Source organism: Streptomyces sp. NPDC037083 (assembly GCF_055606485.1).
This window is the reverse complement of record NZ_JBVJSQ010000007.1, coordinates 237,376-253,503: the sequence shown is the minus strand read 5'-3', so window position 1 is coordinate 253,503 and position 16,128 is coordinate 237,376. Positions and strand designations below refer to the sequence as shown.

The following is a 16,128-nucleotide window of genomic DNA, read 5'->3' as shown; positions in this document are numbered from 1 at the left end:
GACACGAGGGGGCTTTTACGGAGGCGTAACGGGACGGACATCGGTCAGAACGCTTGACGGCGGGACCATGACCGCAGTTTGGTATACCAAACGGCAGCTGTCCTCCTCCGTCCCCCTGTCCTGGGAGGCCCCGTGTCCCTCGCCGACCGCGCCGAAGCCACCGGCGCACCAGCGTTCGTTCCCGATCCCCGGCTCACCAACGAAGACCTCGCACCCGCGGGGAAGCGGAACTGGAAGGTCTTCGACCTCTTCGCCATGTGGATGTCGGACGTCCACAATCTCGGCAACTACACCTTCGCCGCCGGTCTGCTGGTCCTCGGCATGAACGTGTGGCAGATCTTCACCTCCCTCCTCGTCGGCTTCGTGCTCATCTACATCGGCATGAACTGGATGGGGAGGATCGGCCAGCGGCACGGCGTGCCCTTCCCGGTGGTCAGCCGCATCAGCTTCGGCGTCTGGGGCGCCAACATCCCGGCCCTCATCCGCGCAGTGATCGCCATCATGTGGTACGGCATCCAGACCTATCTGGCCTCCGTCGCCGTCAACGTGATGCTGCTGGCGGCCTGGCCGGGACTGGAGTCCTGGACCCACGACTCCTTCCTGGGGCTCGACGCGCTGGGCTGGATCTCCTTCCTCGCGCTCTGGCTGGTCCAGGCGCTGATCATCAGCCAGGGCATGGAGTCGGTGCGCAAGTTCCAGGACTTCTGCGGCCCGGCGATCTGGCTGGTGATGATCGCGCTGGCGGTCTGGGTCCTGTCCAAGGCGGGCTGGACGATCTCGCTCACCTCCACCCCGCACCCCGTCTCGGTGGGCGAGCAGTGGCGGCAGTGGTTCGGCGCGATCGGACTGATCCTCGCCACCTACGGCACGCTGATGCTCAACTTCTGCGACTTCTCCCGCTTCGCGCCCGACTACAGGACGGTCCGCCGCGGCAACTTCTGGGGCCTGCCGCTCAACTCGACGGCGTTCGTGATCGTCTCGGTGATCGTCACCGCCGGATCGCTGGAGGTGTTCGGCGAGGCGATCACCGATCCCGCGGAGCTGGTCGCCAAGGTCGGCAACACCTGGGTGCTGGTGCTGGGCGCGCTGACCTTCGCCATCGCCACCATGGGCGTCAACATCGTCGCCAACTTCGTCTCGCCGGCGTACGACCTCGCCAACGTCTGGCCGCAGAGGATCACCTTCAGGGTCGGCGGCATGATCAGCACGGTGGCCGCCCTGGTCGTCACCCCCTGGAACCTCTTCTCCAACCCGACCGTCGTCAACTACTTCCTCGGGGGCCTCGGAGCCTTCCTCGGCCCGCTGTTCGGCGTGATCATGGTCGACTACTACTGGGTCAAGCGCGGCCGCGTCGACGTGGACGAACTCTTCGACGCCACCCCCGGCTCCCGCTACTACTACCGCAAGGGCGTCAACCCCAAGGCGCTGTGGGCGTTCCTGCCCTCCGCGGCGGTCGCGGCGGTGCTGGCGCTGGTGAAGACGTTCAGCGACGTCGCTCCCTACTCCTGGTTCATCGGCACGGCCCTCGGGGCGGGCCTGTACGTGCTGCTGTGCCGCAGTGAGCGGACGGCCGGATCCGCGGTGGCCGCCCCCGGGAAGCCCGTGGAGGTCTGAGCAGCGTGCGGAACGTGCGGATCGTCGTCACCAACTGCAACACCACGCAGGAGATGACCGAGGAGATCGTGCGAGGCGCCCGGGCCGCGGCAGGCCCGGGCACCGCCGTGACCGGGCTGACCCCCGCCTGGGGGCCCGAGTCGGCGGAGGGCTGGCTGGACAGCTTCCTCTCCGCGGCGGCGGTCATGGACGCGCTGCGCACCTACGCCGGACCGCCCTACGACGCCGTCGTCATGGCCGGCTTCGGCGAGCACGGACGCGAGGGCGTACGGGAGCTGGTGGACGTGCCCGTCGTCGACATCACCGAGGCCGCGGCGCACCTGGCGTGTCTGCTGGGGCGCCGGTACGGGGTGGTGACCACGCTGGAGCGCTCCTGCGGCCAGATCGAGGACAGCCTGGAGCTGGCCGGGGTGGGCCGCAACTGCGCGGCCGTCGTCTCCACCGGGTTGGGCGTTCTCGACCTGGGCGACGCCGACCGCACGCGGACGTCCTTCCTGGCCGCCGCCGAACGGGCCCGGGAGGCGGGTGCCGAGGTGCTGGTCCTGGGGTGCGCGGGCATGACGGGACTGCAGCGGGACGTGGAGAACAAACTGGGGCTTCCGGTCGTGGACGGGGTCGGGGCCGCGGTGAAGCTGGCGGAGGGGCTGGTGGGGCTGGGCCTGACCACCAGCCGGGCGGGGAGCTTCGCGAAGCCGGTGCCGAAGCGCAGGGTGTGGCGGACCGGCTAGCGCTGTGACGCCACGGCGCGCCGGGTGGGTGCGCCGGGTGGGTGGGTCGTGGCGGTGCGCCGGGTCGCTGGGTCGTGGCGGTGCGCCGGATCGGCGGTCGCGTCAGTGAGCCCGGTAGGCGGTCGTAGCAGTCGTAGTGGTCATGGCGGTCGTAGTGGTCATGGCGGTCGTGGCGGTCGGATGTGCGGGGACACGAGGTGGTCTACCGGGCCGGCCCACTAAGGTCTCTTCCGGATAATCCGCATCAGATCCAGTTCCACTACGCTGGCAGGCATGACCGCCATGACGCCCGCGCGCACCGAACCGGACCTGTCGTTCCTCCTCGACCACACCAGTCACGTCCTGCGCAGCAAGATGTCCGCGGCCCTCGCCGAGATCGGCCTGACCGCCCGCATGCACTGCGTGCTCGTCCATGCCCTGGAGGAGGAGCGCACCCAGATCCAGCTCGCCGAGATCGGCGACATGGACAAGACCACGATGGTGGTGACGGTGGACGCCCTGGAAGAGGCGGGCCTGGCCGAGCGTCGCCCATCCAGTAGGGACCGGCGGGCCCGGATCATCGCCGTCACCGACGAGGGCGCCCGCGTCGCCGAGCAGAGCCAGAAGATCGTCGACCGTGTGCATCGCGACGCCCTGGCCACGCTCCCCGACGGGGACGGGGAGGCCCTCCTGCGGGCCCTGAAGCACCTGGTCGACGACGGTCTGGCCCACCCCGTCGAGGCTCCGCGCACCGCCCGCCGGGCCCGTCAGTCCAGGTGAGCGGCGGGCGAGGCCGAAAGTAAGACCGAAAGAAATAGTCTGCAACAAAACCATCTGCTACGGTCTCTTCTGTTGTCCCGACCGACAGGAGAGACCGCATGTCTGCTGCATCCGGCTCCGCCCCCGCACCCGCCGCCCCCGCACCTCCCGCCCCGCGCTCACGCCGCCTCACCCTCGGAGTCATCGCCACCGGGATGCTGATGATCATCCTGGACGGCTCCATCGTCACCGTGGCGATGCCGGCCATCCAGAACGACTTGGGCTTCACCCCCGTCGGCCTCAGCTGGGTCGTCAACGCCTACCTCATCGCGTTCGGCGGCCTCCTCCTGCTGGCCGGCCGGCTCGGCGACCTGATCGGCCGCAGGCGCATGTTCCTGGCCGGCGCCGCCGTGTTCACCGCCGCCTCGCTGCTGGCCGGCGTGGCCACCTCGCCCGCCGCACTGATCGCCGCCCGCTTCCTCCAGGGCGTCGGCAGCGCGATGGCCTCCGCCGTCAGCCTGGGCATCCTCGTGACGCTGTTCACCGAGCCCGGGGAGCGCGCCAGGGCCATCGCCGTCTTCAGCTTCACCGGCGCGGCGGGCGCATCCATCGGCCAGGTCCTCGGCGGCGTGCTCACCGACGCGCTGAACTGGCACTGGATCTTCTTCATCAACCTGCCGATCGGCATCGCCGTCCTCGCGATCGCCGTACGCGTGCTGCCCGGTGACGTCGGTCCGGGCCTCAGGGCGGGCGCGGACGCGTTCGGCGCGGCTCTGGTCACCGCCGGACTGATGCTCGGCATCCACACCGTCGTCGAGGTCGAGGCGTACGGCTGGACGTCGGGCCGCACCCTGGGCTTCGGCGCCCTCGCCGCCGTGCTGCTCGCCGCCTTCCTCGTCCGTCAGGCCACCGCGAAGAACCCCCTGATGCCGCTGCGGATCTTCCGCTCGCGCAACGTCTCCGCCGCCAACCTGGTCCAGATCCTGATGGTCGCCGCGCTCTTCTCCTTCCAGATCCTCGTCGCCCTGTACCTCCAGAACGTGCTCGGATACGGCGCCGCCGAGACCGGCCTCGCGATGCTCCCGGCAGCCGCCGTCATCGGCGCCGTCTCCCTGGGAGTCTCCGCCCGTCTCACCGCCCGCTTCGGTGAGCGGAACGTCCTGCTGGCCGGCATCGTGCTCCTCATCGGCGTCCTGGCCCTCCTCACCCGCCTCCCCGTGCACGCCAGTTACGCCGTCGACCTCCTCCCGGTCATGCTGCTCGCCGCGGGCTTCGGCCTCGCGCTGCCGGCGCTGACCGCGCTCGGTATGTCCGGCGCGAACGAGGAGGACGCCGGTCTCGCGTCCGGCCTGTTCAACACCACCCAGCAGATCGGCATGGCCCTGGGCGTCGCGGTCCTGTCCACCCTGGCCGCCTCCCGGACCGAGAGCCTCGCGGACGACGGCCGGACGGCGGCAGAGGCGCTGACCGGCGGTTACCGGCTCGCCTTCACGGTGGGCGCGGGGCTCCTCGTCATCGCGTTCGCCATCGCCTTCACGCTGCTCCGCCGCCCCGAGCATCAGGCTGCCGCCCACCCCGCAGCCGCCTGACCCGCTCTCTCACCCCACCCCACCCCACCCCACCCCACCCCACCCACCCCGACCCTGACCCCGACCGCTGAAAGGCTGATCCCCATGGGCGAGAACGCCGCCGCCGAAACCACCGTCGGCACCACCGAGAACGACGGTCCGGCCCCCCGGGCGCTCACCGACCAGGAACTCTCCCGACTGCTGCGGCAGCAGCAGTTCGGCGTACTCGCGAGCGTCCGGAGCACCGGCCACCCGCACCTGTCGACCGTCCTCTACGACTGGGACGCCGAGCAGCGCGTACTGCGCGTCTCCTCCACCGCCGACCGCCTCAAGGTCCGCCAACTGCGCCGTGACCCGCACACCTCACTGCACGTCAGCGGTCCGGACGTCTGGTCGTTCGCCGTGGCGGAGGGCGAGGCGGAGATAGTGGACCCGGCGGACGGGTCGGCCCCCGGCGAGCAGCCGCTGCCCGACCGGCGCGTGGTGATCCGGATCCGGGTGTCCCGCCTGTACGGGACCGCCCTGGACGTCACTTCCGGCGGCGAATCGTCCGCGACGAGCCGCCCGTGAATAACCGTTGGAGTGAGGGCGGTCGCCGTTGTTACGGTCCTTCCCGTGGCGAAACTCAATCAGATCATCGCAGTTGAGAAGGGCATCAAGTCCAAGGCGCACCAGGACCTGACCGCGGCCCAGCACGGACTGCACAAGCCCGCGCTGCTGGCCGGCATCTCGCGGACGTACCAGCCGAAGGACGAGGAGGGCGAGCAACTGCCGCCCGAGTCGACGCGGGTGCAGGTGAAGGCCGAGGACGTGCTGCGGGAGACCGCGGCCACGCTGACCCGGCTGTTCGACGTGACCGCCACGAAGGACTGGGCCAACTGCACGGCCCGTGCGGACGTGAAGGTGGACGGACAGGTCCTCGTCGCCGACGTCCCCGTGTCCTACCTGCTCTTCCTCGAGAAGCAGCTCGTCGACCTCAGCGCCTTCGTGCGCAAGCTGCCCGTGCTCGACGCCTCCGAGTCCTGGGTGCAGGACCCCTCCACCGACGCGTGGAAGACCGAGCCGGTGCGGACGCTGCGCACCAAGAAGGTTCCCCGCAACCATGTGAAGGCGGAGGCGACCGACAAGCACCCGGCACAGGTCGAGGTCTACTACGAGGACGTGCCGGTCGGTTACTGGACGACCGTGAAGTTCTCCGGCGCCCTTCCCGCCCGGCGTGTCAACGAACTGCTGGCCCGCCTCGAGAAGGTGCAGCAGGCGGTGAAGTTCGCCCGGGAGGAGGCGAACGGCGCCGATGTCGTCGACCAGCGGGTCGGTGACGCCGTGTTCGGCTACCTGTTCGGGTAGCCTTCGAAACTCCCCGGTCCTTCGCGACCGGGGTGCGCGAGGAGCGCAAGCTGAAGCTGAAGCTTGTCGTGACGAGCGAACCGTACCCGCCGAGGAACTCAGGGACGGATCGCGATGAATCTCAGACTCTCGCTCCAGACTCAGCATTCGCCGCCGATCGCCGGAGCGACCGGGCCCAGGCCCCCGGACGTCGAATTGCCGGTTCAAGTCCGGCCCGCGCAGCTCGATGCGCGGTGGTCCAAAGGCAGGACGCGACGACATCACGACTGACCTGGGTCCTCAAATGCGCCGGTGTGCCACATGGGCGGCTCGACAGGGGCCGGGGGCAGGCTACGCCCCCGGTCCCGCTCCCGTTTCCCCACTCTCGTCTCCCGCCACGCGGTCCCGCCCCGATTCTCGTCTCCTGCCCGCGGTCCCGCCCCGATTCTCGTCTCCTGCCCGCGGTCCCGCTCCCGCTTGCCGCTCTCGTCCCGCGGTCCCGTTTTCGGCGTTGCGTTCATAATGAACGCAGGATTCGGGCAGGTCGTCACCTCGCTGAAACCGTCCTCTCCAGCCCCACCGCCTACCGTGGACACCACAGCGCACAGCTGACCGCCCCGGCCACCGTCGCCCGAAGGCGCACCCCGCCCTCGTCACGACAGGAGCTCCGTGTCCCCGCGCCCGCACGTTGCCGCTCGCGCACACTCCGTTCTGCCGCCCTGGCTCGCCCACGCCCTGCGCACCCAGCGCGGGCCCGTCCCCTGGAGCGCGGTCACGCGCGGGGCGCTGGCGGCGGGACCCCTGCTGCTCGTCGCCGTGCTCGTCGACCGCACCTCCCTCGGGGTGGTCGCCGCCATCGCCGCCATGCTGGCCGGGATCAACGACCGGCCGGGCAGCCGTCGGGTGTCCGTCCCGCGGCTCGGGGCGCCCGCGCTCGCCGGCGCGGCAGGACTGCTGGCGGGCACGTACGCCGGGAATCACGTGGGGGCCTTCGCCCTGACGGCCGTCCTCACCGCTCTGGGACTCCTCGCGGGCGGGATGAGCGCCGTCGGGCCCGTCGCGTCCGGGGCGGGGACCCAGCTGCTGGTCGGTGCGGCGATCGGGGCCGGGATGCCGGTGCCCGAGCCCGGCTGGACGCGCGCGCTGGCCTTCCTCGCCGGGGCCGGCTGGCTGCTCGCGCTGCGGCTGGCGCTGCCCACGCCCGGCGCGATGACCGGCGACTTCCGCTTCGACGGCGAACGGGACGCGGTGGCCCGCGTGTACGACGCCGTCGCCGATCTCCTGGACGCGGCCGGCGCCGAGGACGCCACCGCCCGCCGCGCCGCGCTCACCGCCGCCCTCGACCACGCCCAGGACGCCCTCGCCGGGCCCCGGCTGCGGCGCTACGCCAGCTCCTCGGCCGAGCGGCGGCTGCACGCCCAGTACGCCGCCGCGCTTCCCCTCGCCGAGGCCGCGACCGCGCTCGCCTGGGTGGGGGAGCCGCTCTCCGAGCGGGTTTCCGCCGGGCCGCGCCGGCTCGCCGCCGCCGTGCGCGAGAACACTCACACCGGGCCGCTGCCCGCGCCGTCACGATCCGCCCCGGCGCTGCGCGCCCTCGACGACGCCTTGCTGCGCGCCGCCGACGCCTTCGACCAGGGCGGCGGGGGCGACCTGCACACCCGTCGGCGCAGCGCCCGCGATCTGCTGCGCACCGCCTTCGGGGCGGGCGGACGCGAGTACGGGCTGCGGGTCGCCCTCTCCTTCGGAGCCAGCGCCGCCATCGCGCAGGCCCTGTACCGGTCCCAGTGGTACGGGCAGCACACCCACTGGTACTGGCTGCCGGCCACCGCCGTCTTCCTGGTCAAGCCCGACCTCGGGCCCCTGGTGTCCCGTGTGCTGTGCCGGGCCGCGGGAACGGTGCTCGGCGCGCTGCTCTTCGCCGGCTTCGCCGCCGTACTGCCCCGGCCGGAGGGCCTCGTGGCGCTGGTGGCCCTGTGCGGGGCGCTCATACCGGTGTCCATCCGGCATTTCGCCGCGCAGACCGCCGTCGCCACCGTGCTCGTGCTGTCCTTGGTGATGGTCGGCGGGGAACCCCAGGCCTCCGTCAGCCGGATCGTGGAAACCCTGCTGGCCTGTGCGATCGTGCTGATCGTCGGGCACCTGCCGATGCCGGGGGAGCGGGGCGGGCAGGTGCGCGCCCGGCTCGCCGCGGCCGCCGACGCCGCCCACGCCTATCTCGTCCACGTCCTCGACGGCTCCGACGACCGCGCCGCCCGCTGGACTCTGCGCCGCGAGGCCTACCGCACGCTCGCCGAGGCCCGTGCCGCGAGCGCCCTCGCCGCCCACGAACTGCCCGCCCTGGCCCGGCACACGGAGGGCACCGACGAGGTCGCCGCCGTCCTCGAACGGCTCGTCGACACGACCACCGCGTGCGCCGTCCACCTCGACGACACCGGACGGCTCACCGACCGGCACCGGGAACGGCTCGCCGAACTCCTCGACGAGCTCGCCGTGGGACGCGAACGGGTGGGGCTGCCGGCGCCCGCGCCGCGTCAGCGGCTGGCCGGCTAGCGCCGACGGCCGCGTCCCAAGGCCCGTAAGGGCGACCGCTGCCCGCGCGCCGGCTGCGCCCGAGGCCGACGCGTCCGTGAGCGCGACACCCAACACGTTCCGCGACGGCGACGCGTTCCCGCGCGGGCCGCAAGTCACGCCCGTCGACGTACTGTTGTGCGGGAGGAGCGGCCACCGCGTATCCGGGTCCTCCACACGTACGCGACGTACGGACGGGGCGCTCGACCGGCTCCTCGACCTGCGGTCAGCCGGACCGACGGCGCGCTGGGGGGCGCCTACGACGCCTCCGTCCGCCATCACCACGCGTACGATGGCCGACACGAAGAGTGTCCGAGATGTTCGTAAGGTGACAGGATCCTCACACTCTGCGTTGAACCCGTGTCAACTACGTCTCAGTCCCGCAACTGGACGAGGCGTTGAGCCTCCGAGGAGCGTTAACTCCTACAAGCACGACGCATATCGGAGGTAGGTGGCGAGATGGTGAACGGGCGAACGGTGCTCGAGCGCTTTCCCGCGGGCGGGCCGCGCGGCTCATGGCCGGCGGAGGAGTTCGCGCACGCCCGGCGCATGGAGGGGCTGGCCGCCGAGGTCGTCATGGACCTCGCCACGGACACGTTCCTGGTCGTCGTCCGGGGTGGCGACGCCCCGCGCTGAGCCGTCAGCCCGCCTGTGACGGGGCGGGAGCGTGCGCCGTGAACTGTTCGGCCTGCAGCGCGTACAGCTCGGCGTAGACGCCACCGCCCGCCAGCAGCTCCTCCGGGGTTCCCGACTCCACCAGCCGCCCCTGGTCCAGGACGTGCACCAGATCCGCGTGCCGGACCGACGCCAGCCGATGGGTGATCAGCACGACCGTCTGGCCGCTGCCTGCCAGAGCGCGGATCTTCTCGAAGACCTCCAGCTCGGCCCGGGCGTCCAGGGCCGCCGTCGGCTCGTCCACGATGAGGATGCGCCCGCGCCGGTACGCCGCCCGGGCGATGCCGAGGCGCTGCCACTGGCCGCCGGACAGCTCGTGGCCCCCGCTGAAGTGCCGGGCGAGCAGGGTGTCCAGACCGCGGGGCAGGTCCGCGACCACCTCCTCGGCGCCGGCCTCGACGATCGCGGCGGCCAACCGGTCCTCGGTGAGCGGCGCCGCGGAACGGCCGACGGCCACGTTGACCCGGGCCGTGAACGGCCATCGCTTGAAGTCCTGCGCCACCATCGCGATGCGCTCGGCCAGCCCCTGCCGGTCCGCGTCCGCCGCGTCCACGTCGTCCCACATGATGCGTCCCCGGTCCGGCTTGTACAGGCCGGCCAGCAGCTTCACCAGGGTCGTCTTGCCGGAGCCGTTCTCGCCGACGAGCGCGATGATCCGGCCCAGCGGCAGAGAGAGCGTGACGTCGTCGAGCGCGGGGCGCGCGGACTCGCCGGGGTAGCCGAAGGTGACGTTCTCGAAGCGGACCTCGCGCGGATCCTCGGGCAGGGCAGCGCCGCCGACCGGGATCGCCCGTTCCGCCGCCTCCACGTAGAGCCGTTGCAGGTCGCCCACGAACAGCGCCTCCTCGTGCAACTGGTTGACCTCCAGCACGAGGGTGTTCAGACTCGCCGAGCCGCCGCGGATGGCGATCACGGCCGTTCCCGCCACCGCCAGCGCCATCGTCCCGGTGAGCAGCAGCCCGCCTAGCGTGGCGTACGTCGCCAGCGTCGCCACGCCCGTCCAGGTCGCGGCGATCAGGCCGGTGCGGGCGGCGAGCCGGGCCAGCCGGGCCTGCTCCGCCTCCGCGGTCTCCGACATCGCGCGGAAGTGCCGCAGCAGGAAGGGCCCGACCCCGTGGACCCGGATCTCGGGGGCGGCCGCCGGCTCGGTGAGCAGTTCGGCGATCAGGTGCCCCGCGCGCGCGTGCTGCACCCAGGTGTGGAAGGACTCGTAGCGGCGCCGGGCGTTCGTCAGCGCGCTCCAGGCGCTCGGCAGCGTCATCGTCACCAGCAGCGGCAGCAGCAGCGGGTGCAGCACGGTGAGCACGCCGGCCGAGGCGGCCAGCGAGATCATCGCGTTCACCACGCGCGTGCCGTGGCTGATCATGTACCGGCTGGACCGGGCCCCGTACTGGGCGGTGTCCAGCAACTTGTGGAAGGCGTGGTCCTCGATCGCGGCGAGCTCCACCGCGGCCGCCCGCTCCAGATACAGCTCGGTCGCCACCCGCTCCACCTTGGGCTCCAGCCGACCGGTGGCGTACGTCGACGCGGCCCGCAGCAGCGTCCCGGCCAGGAGCATGGCGGCCATCACCGTCAGTGCGGGGGCCGCGCCGCGCAGCCGCTCCTCGATCGGGCCACCGGTGATCAGCCGGCCCAGCACGGCGTTCATCGCGAGCAGACCGACCGCCTGCGTCACGCCCCGGGCGATCTCGGCGCACAGGACGATCCGGGCGGCTCCCGGGTCGGCCTGCCGGGCCAGCCGGAGGCTGGCGGCGAGCAGGGACGGCAGCCGGGTCACCATGGCGCGGACGTTCAGCTCGAGGAAGGCGTCGTTGTGCTGGTTCCAGCCCATGTCGTAGCGGAGCGGGCCGCCGAACAGCAGTCGCTCCGACTCGGACACGTCCCGCTCGTCCGGCCTCTGTCGGCCGTGTGCCTTCCCCGCCCTCCCGGCCTTCGCTGCCCTCCCGGCCTTCGCCGCCTGCCGCGCCTGGCTCACCGTCGTCCTCCCCCGATCGCGATCGTCGGACGACGGCCACTATCTCGGGACGAGCCGGGCGAGGGCAGGGCGCAACGGGGGAGAGCCGGGACGCGCGGGCGTGCGCCGGGGCCGACGTCGGGACCGGCCAGGGGCCGGGGTGCGGGCTACGCGCTGACGGGCCGCGACCAGGTGGGCGTCGCTCCCGTGAGACGGCACAGGGCCAGGTAGAGGGGGATCGGCGGGGTGTAGGGGAGCGTGCCGTCCGGGCGGTGGATGAGATCGGGGAGGTGCGCGGAGTCCGGGAGGAGGGCGCCCGTCGCGTACTGCGCGGGGACGGGCCATTCCAGGGCGTAGTCGGAGTCGGACGGGACCAGCCACCACCAGTGCGCCCGGTCGGCGTAGACGCAGCCCATGCGCGGCAGCCGCGGCATGAGCAGCGGGCCGAGGCGGGCGGGGACCGAGACGGCGTCGCAGCCCAGGGGGGCCGTCATGCCGTCGGGCACGATCAGCCGTCGCGGGGGTTCGGCGGCGGGGGCGCCGCCCGGCTCACGCCTCAGGCGTACGAGCGTGTCGAGGGTCAGAACCGGTGCCCGACCGGGCACCGTGCTCATATTCGCCCCCGTTCGCGGCCATGCTCGAGCGGGAGGGGGCGGGCGGGGTGACCGGGCGTCCGGCCGTCGGGACCGCCGAGACCGGCGGGGCGCTGCCACTGCTGCGTCACGCGGGGGAGCAGTCCGCCGACGGGGGCGGGGATCGGCGCGAGCGAGGCCGCGGGGTGCGGCATTGGCGCGGACGGGGTGGTCGCGCCCGCGTGGCGCTGCTCGGCGTGTTCGTCCTCGTCGTCCGAGCCGTCGGCCGGCCCGGGCTTCGGCCGGGCGCCCCAGCCGAGGTCGTTGCGGGGCTCGGTGGGACCGGTGTGCTGCTCGGCCGGGCCGTCGTGGAACTCGTCCAGGGCGCCGAGAACCTCGTCGAGGCCGGCGTGGTGCGACACGACGGGGTCCAGGTCGAGGCTGTCGCAGGGCTCGGCAGGCTCGCGGAGGGCGTCCGCCTTGCGGGGCAGGTCGGCCCAGACCATCAGGCCGAGCCCCTGCTCCTGGGCGCCCCAGGCGTGACAGAGGGCCTCGACGAGCAGCAGTCCCCGCCCGTGCTCCTCCTCGGGACGCTGCGGGGTGGGGTGGGGCTCGTCCGGCGAACAGCCCTGGTCGCGCACGGCTATGCGGACCAGCTCGTCGCCGTCGTGCAACTCGCAGACGACGACGTCGCTCGCGGTGTGCACGATCGCGTTGGTGACCAGCTCGGAGACGACGAGGGCGGCGGTGTCGCAGGTGTCCTCGCACACCGACCAGCCGGTCAGCCGAGCCCTCGTCAGGCGTCTGGCCTGGGCTGGGGAACCCGGATGGGCGGCCAGTTCGAATCGGAACCGGCGCTCGGCAGCGGCCTGGTCTGGGCCTGCTCCCGCGCTGGCACCGAGACCCTGGGGGCGGCCTGCGGCGGCGTCTGTTCCTAAGGGCGCGGACGGAATCACGCTTGCCACTATCGCCCTGCCGTGAACACTTGGCAAGTGTCACTCTGAAAAATGCAGAGTGCTGTGTGACGCAGTGGGGGGCCGTGGCACACTGCTCTCGCAACAGCACGTTGAACGGCGCCAGTCGGGACCAACGGAGATCCGTACGCGTTCGGGACGGATCGTCCGATCGGGGCCCCGGGTGGCGCCGTAGGGCTGTCGGGATTCTTTTCGTGACCGGCCGGTTCGGGGCTCGTGAGGCCCCGCGCGCGGCCGGTTCGGGCTCTTCGTGGAGGTGGAGCGTGAGCGAACCGCGGTCCGCGCCGACGGTCGGGCAGGTCGTCCTCGGCCGGCGCCTGCTGGACCTGCGGGAACGCGCCGGGCTCAAGCGCGAGGAAGCCGCCCGCATCCTGCGTGTCGCGCCCGCCACGGTCCGCCGTATGGAGATGGCCGAGGTCAGCCTCAAGATCCCGTACCTCCAGCTGCTGCTGAAGGCCTACGGGGTCACCGACCAGGAGGCCGAGGGCTTCGTCCAGCTCGCCGAGGACGCCAACAAGCCGGGCTGGTGGCAGCGGTTCCACGACGTCCTGCCCGGCTGGTTCTCGATGCACGTCAGCCTCGAGGGCGCCGCCGCGCTGATCCGTCAGTACGAGCCCCACTTCGTCCCCGGCCTGCTGCAGACCGAGGACTACGCGCGCGGAGTGCTGAAGTCCGGCGCCATCGGGCAGACCCGGCCGGAGGACATCGAGCGCCTCGTCGACCTGCGCATACAACGCCAGGATCTGCTCACCCGTCAGGATGCCCCCCGACTGTGGGTCGTGATGGACGAGACGGTGCTGCGCCGTCCGGTCGGTCCCCCGGAGGTGATGCGCGCGCAGATCGACAAACTGCTCGACGCCGCGAAGCTGCCCAATGTGACGCTGCAGGTCGCCCCGTTCGCCAACGGGCCGCATCCGGGCACGTACGGGCCCTTCGTGCTGTTCCGATTCGCCATGCCGGAGCTTCCGGACATGGTCTACAGCGAGTACCTGACGGGCGCCGTCTACCTCGACGCCCGCACCGAGGTGGCGACCCACCTCGAGGTCATGGACCGCATGGCGGCGCAGGCCGCTACAGCACATCGCACGAAGGAGATCCTGCGGGATCTCCGCAAGGAGTTGTGAATGAATCGCATCAAGACCCCGTCCAGGCCGCGGGTCCGCGCTCAGCGGATCTACAACGGCATGCCCGCCCGGGAGCTGGGCAGCGAGGGCTGGCACAAGCCGTGGAGCGGCGGCAACGGAGGCAACTGCCTGGAAGCGATGAAGCTCGCCGACGGCCGGATCGCCGTCCGTCAGTCCACCGACCCCGACGGACCTGCCCTGATCTACACCTCGGACGAGATGACGGCCTTCATCGAGGGAGCCAAGGCGGGGGAGGCCGACTTCCTGTTGTCCTGAACGGAACTGTCCGGTAGCTTTCCGCCCCCAACTGCCTTTTCTCTTCCATCCCTTCGCTCGACTCCCTTGTTTTGGTACTGACTTGATCACTAATTGCGTCACATGTTCATGGAGTGCGTCATGACCGGGCAGAACCCCGTCGGCGCCGTCCAGCTCGCCACGAGCAAGTCCCACCGGGCGCGCGGATGCGCGCCCTCGATCCCTGAACGCCGGTGATGGCACGAGTCAACCGTTCCCTCGTGCACCGCGCCGCCGTCCCCCGGTGCTGAACGCCCTGGGACCCCGGGACCCGGGGACCGCGGGGCCCCCGGGCCGGGCCGGGTGCAGGCGGGCCAGGAACGGCGTGCGGCGGTTCCTGGCCCTCGGCGTCAGCGCCGGTGCCGGCCTCGGCGTCAGCGCCGGCCTCGGCTTCGGCGTCCCGGGTCGAGACCGACCTGCCCCCGGCGCCCAGGGGGTCGCGCGGGACGCCCGCGCCCTCTGTTCCGACCACGACCGACCGTGCGGCCCGGCCGCTCATCCGGCGGCGGCACTCCGCGGTCCGGCCGGCGGCAGCACCCGGCACAACGCGTCCAGCGCCGCGCCGTAGGCGTGCTCGGACGGAGTCGCGTATCCGACGACGAGACCGTCGTGCGCCGCCATGTCCGTCGCCGGGTGCCGGAAGCCGGCCAGGCCGTCCAGCGCGACGCCGTGCCGGGCGGCGGCCCGGAGCGCGGCCCCTTCGGTGCCGGGCGGCAGCCGCAGCACCGCGTGGAGACCGGCCGCTACGCCGGTGACCTCGATGTGCGGCGCACGGGCGGCGAGCGCCTCGATCAGCCGGTCCCGGCGATCGCGGTACCGCTGCCGCATACGCCGCACATGACGGTCGTACGCCCCCGACGCGATGAAGTCGGCCAGACTCAGCTGGTCCAGGACGCTCGCCCAGGCCTCCCGTTCGCCCTTGGCGGCGAGGACGCCGTCCACGTACCGCTCGGGCAGCACCATCCATCCCAGGCGCACCGCGGGCGACAGGCTCTTGCTGACCGAGCCGATGTGGACGACCCGCTCGGGATCGAGCCCCTGGAGCGCGCCGACGGGCTTGCGGTCGTAGCGGAACTCCCCGTCGTAGTCGTCCTCCAGAAGCAGCCCGCCACGCGCGCGTGCCCAGTCGACGACGGCGGTCCGGCGGGTCGCGTGCAGGGGGCCGCCGGTCGGGAACTGGTGGGCCGGGGTGAGGAGTACGAGCCGCTCGCGCCCCAGGCCGTCGACGCGCGCCCCGTCCTCGTCCAGCGGCAGCGGAGTCGTCCGCACGCCCGCCGCCGCCAGCAACTCGCGGTGGAACTCCAGCCCGTACGCCTCCACGGCGAGCGGACCACGCAGCACCCCGCGGCCCGGGGCGAACAGCAGACGCAGCGCGTGGGCGAAGCCCGAGCAGATCACGACGCGGTCGGGCTCGGTGCGCACGCCACGCGCGCGTGCGAGGTACTCCGTCAACGCCTCGCGCAGCTCCCGGCGGCCGGCGGGGTCGCCGGGCCCGAACGCCTCGCTGGGCGCCTGGTGCAGGGCCCGCCGGTAGGAGGCCAGCCAGGCCGTGCGCGGGAACGACGACGGGTCCGGGGTGCCCTGCCGAAGGTCGTGCAAGGGTCCACGCGCGCGTGCGGGCGCCTTGACGGGCGCGCGACCGCCGCGCCGCGACGGGGCGGACCGGTCGGCGACCCGGGTGCCGGATCCCTGCCGGGCGGTCAGCCAGCCCTCCGCGACCAGCTCCGCGTAGGCGTCGGCCACCGTGTTGCGGGCGACGCCGAGGTCGGCCGCCAGTGAGCGGTACGGCGGCAGCCGGGTGCCCGGAGCGAGTCGCCCGCTGCGCACGGCCTCGCGCAGCGCACGGCTGAGAGCGGCTCGCCGCCCGCCGGGCCCGGCCAGCTCCAGGTGCAGGTCGGCACCGATCCGCTCTGCGGAATCGACCCAGGAATTCGCCATGAAAACGCACCCTACAGAGGGTCTTTCGGGCTCGTCACAGCCATGTGTCGAGGAC

The 16,128-nt window shown here is 72.4% G+C and carries 13 protein-coding genes and 1 pseudogene; 10 read left to right on the top strand and 4 right to left on the bottom strand.

The features are described from left to right. Window positions 1-132: 132 nt before the first annotated feature. The 8 genes from ACZ7DE_RS20870 (at window position 133) to ACZ7DE_RS20835 (ending at window position 9,178) form a co-directional block, all read left to right on the top strand. Window positions 133-1,614 (top strand): NCS1 family nucleobase:cation symporter-1, encoded by a 1,482-nt coding sequence (locus ACZ7DE_RS20870; RefSeq protein ID WP_470763273.1) that lies wholly within the window; start codon window positions 133-135, stop codon window positions 1,612-1,614. 14 nt (window positions 1,615-1,628) lie between these two features. After that, window positions 1,629-2,342, top strand: a complete 714-nt coding sequence (locus ACZ7DE_RS20865) for an aspartate/glutamate racemase family protein (protein ID WP_470763621.1) — start codon at window positions 1,629-1,631, stop codon at window positions 2,340-2,342. 273 nt (window positions 2,343-2,615) lie between these two features. After that, a complete protein-coding gene (locus ACZ7DE_RS20860) occupies window positions 2,616-3,101 on the top strand; it encodes a MarR family winged helix-turn-helix transcriptional regulator (protein WP_470763271.1) in 486 nt (161 codons plus the stop codon). Between the two features lie 98 nt (window positions 3,102-3,199). Then, entirely contained in the window at window positions 3,200-4,669 is a 1,470-nt protein-coding gene (locus tag ACZ7DE_RS20855; RefSeq protein ID WP_470763269.1) for a DHA2 family efflux MFS transporter permease subunit, read from the top strand. Window positions 4,670-4,753: 84 nt separating this feature from the next. Next, complete coding sequence (locus ACZ7DE_RS20850; protein WP_470763267.1) at window positions 4,754-5,218, top strand: pyridoxamine 5'-phosphate oxidase family protein; 465 nt, start codon at window positions 4,754-4,756, stop codon at window positions 5,216-5,218. Between the two features lie 45 nt (window positions 5,219-5,263). Beyond that, the gene (locus ACZ7DE_RS20845; protein WP_470763265.1) at window positions 5,264-5,995 is read left to right on the top strand and encodes a DUF7873 family protein; all 732 of its coding nucleotides are present in this window, start codon (window positions 5,264-5,266) and stop codon (window positions 5,993-5,995) included. Window positions 5,996-6,643: 648 nt separating this feature from the next. Next, a complete protein-coding gene (locus tag ACZ7DE_RS20840; RefSeq protein ID WP_470763263.1) occupies window positions 6,644-8,524 on the top strand; it encodes an FUSC family protein in 1,881 nt (626 codons plus the stop codon). 477 nt (window positions 8,525-9,001) lie between these two features. Beyond that, window positions 9,002-9,178: a hypothetical protein gene (locus tag ACZ7DE_RS20835; RefSeq protein WP_469195218.1), complete on the top strand. Its 177-nt coding sequence runs from the start codon at window positions 9,002-9,004 to the stop codon at window positions 9,176-9,178. Window positions 9,179-9,182: 4 nt separating this feature from the next. Here the strand turns inward: ACZ7DE_RS20835 and ACZ7DE_RS20830 are convergent, their stop codons facing one another. The 3 genes and pseudogenes from ACZ7DE_RS20830 to ACZ7DE_RS20820 form a co-directional block, all read right to left on the bottom strand. Continuing rightward, window positions 9,183-11,048 (bottom strand): ABC transporter ATP-binding protein, encoded by a 1,866-nt coding sequence (locus ACZ7DE_RS20830; protein WP_470763619.1) that lies wholly within the window; start codon window positions 11,046-11,048, stop codon window positions 9,183-9,185. Between the two features lie 290 nt (window positions 11,049-11,338). After that, window positions 11,339-11,785, bottom strand: a complete 447-nt coding sequence (locus ACZ7DE_RS20825; RefSeq protein ID WP_470763261.1) for a hypothetical protein — start codon at window positions 11,783-11,785, stop codon at window positions 11,339-11,341. Between the two features lie 218 nt (window positions 11,786-12,003). Further along, a pseudogene (locus ACZ7DE_RS20820) lies at window positions 12,004-12,735 on the bottom strand (ATP-binding protein); the annotation flags it as partial. A 245-nt stretch (window positions 12,736-12,980) separates the two neighbouring features. Here ACZ7DE_RS20820 and ACZ7DE_RS20815 point away from each other — a divergent pair. Beyond that, window positions 12,981-13,841, top strand: a complete 861-nt coding sequence (locus ACZ7DE_RS20815; protein ID WP_470763259.1) for a helix-turn-helix domain-containing protein — start codon at window positions 12,981-12,983, stop codon at window positions 13,839-13,841. Then, window positions 13,842-14,117, top strand: coding sequence for a DUF397 domain-containing protein (locus tag ACZ7DE_RS20810; RefSeq protein WP_470763257.1), 276 nt, complete (start codon window positions 13,842-13,844; stop codon window positions 14,115-14,117). A 513-nt stretch (window positions 14,118-14,630) separates the two neighbouring features. Here the strand turns inward: ACZ7DE_RS20810 and pdxR are convergent. Continuing rightward, window positions 14,631-16,073 carry a MocR-like pyridoxine biosynthesis transcription factor PdxR gene (gene pdxR / locus ACZ7DE_RS20805; RefSeq protein WP_470763255.1) on the bottom strand — a complete coding sequence of 481 codons (1,443 nt, stop codon included), beginning with the start codon at window positions 16,071-16,073 and terminating at the stop codon, window positions 14,631-14,633. Window positions 16,074-16,128: the final 55 nt, after the last annotated feature.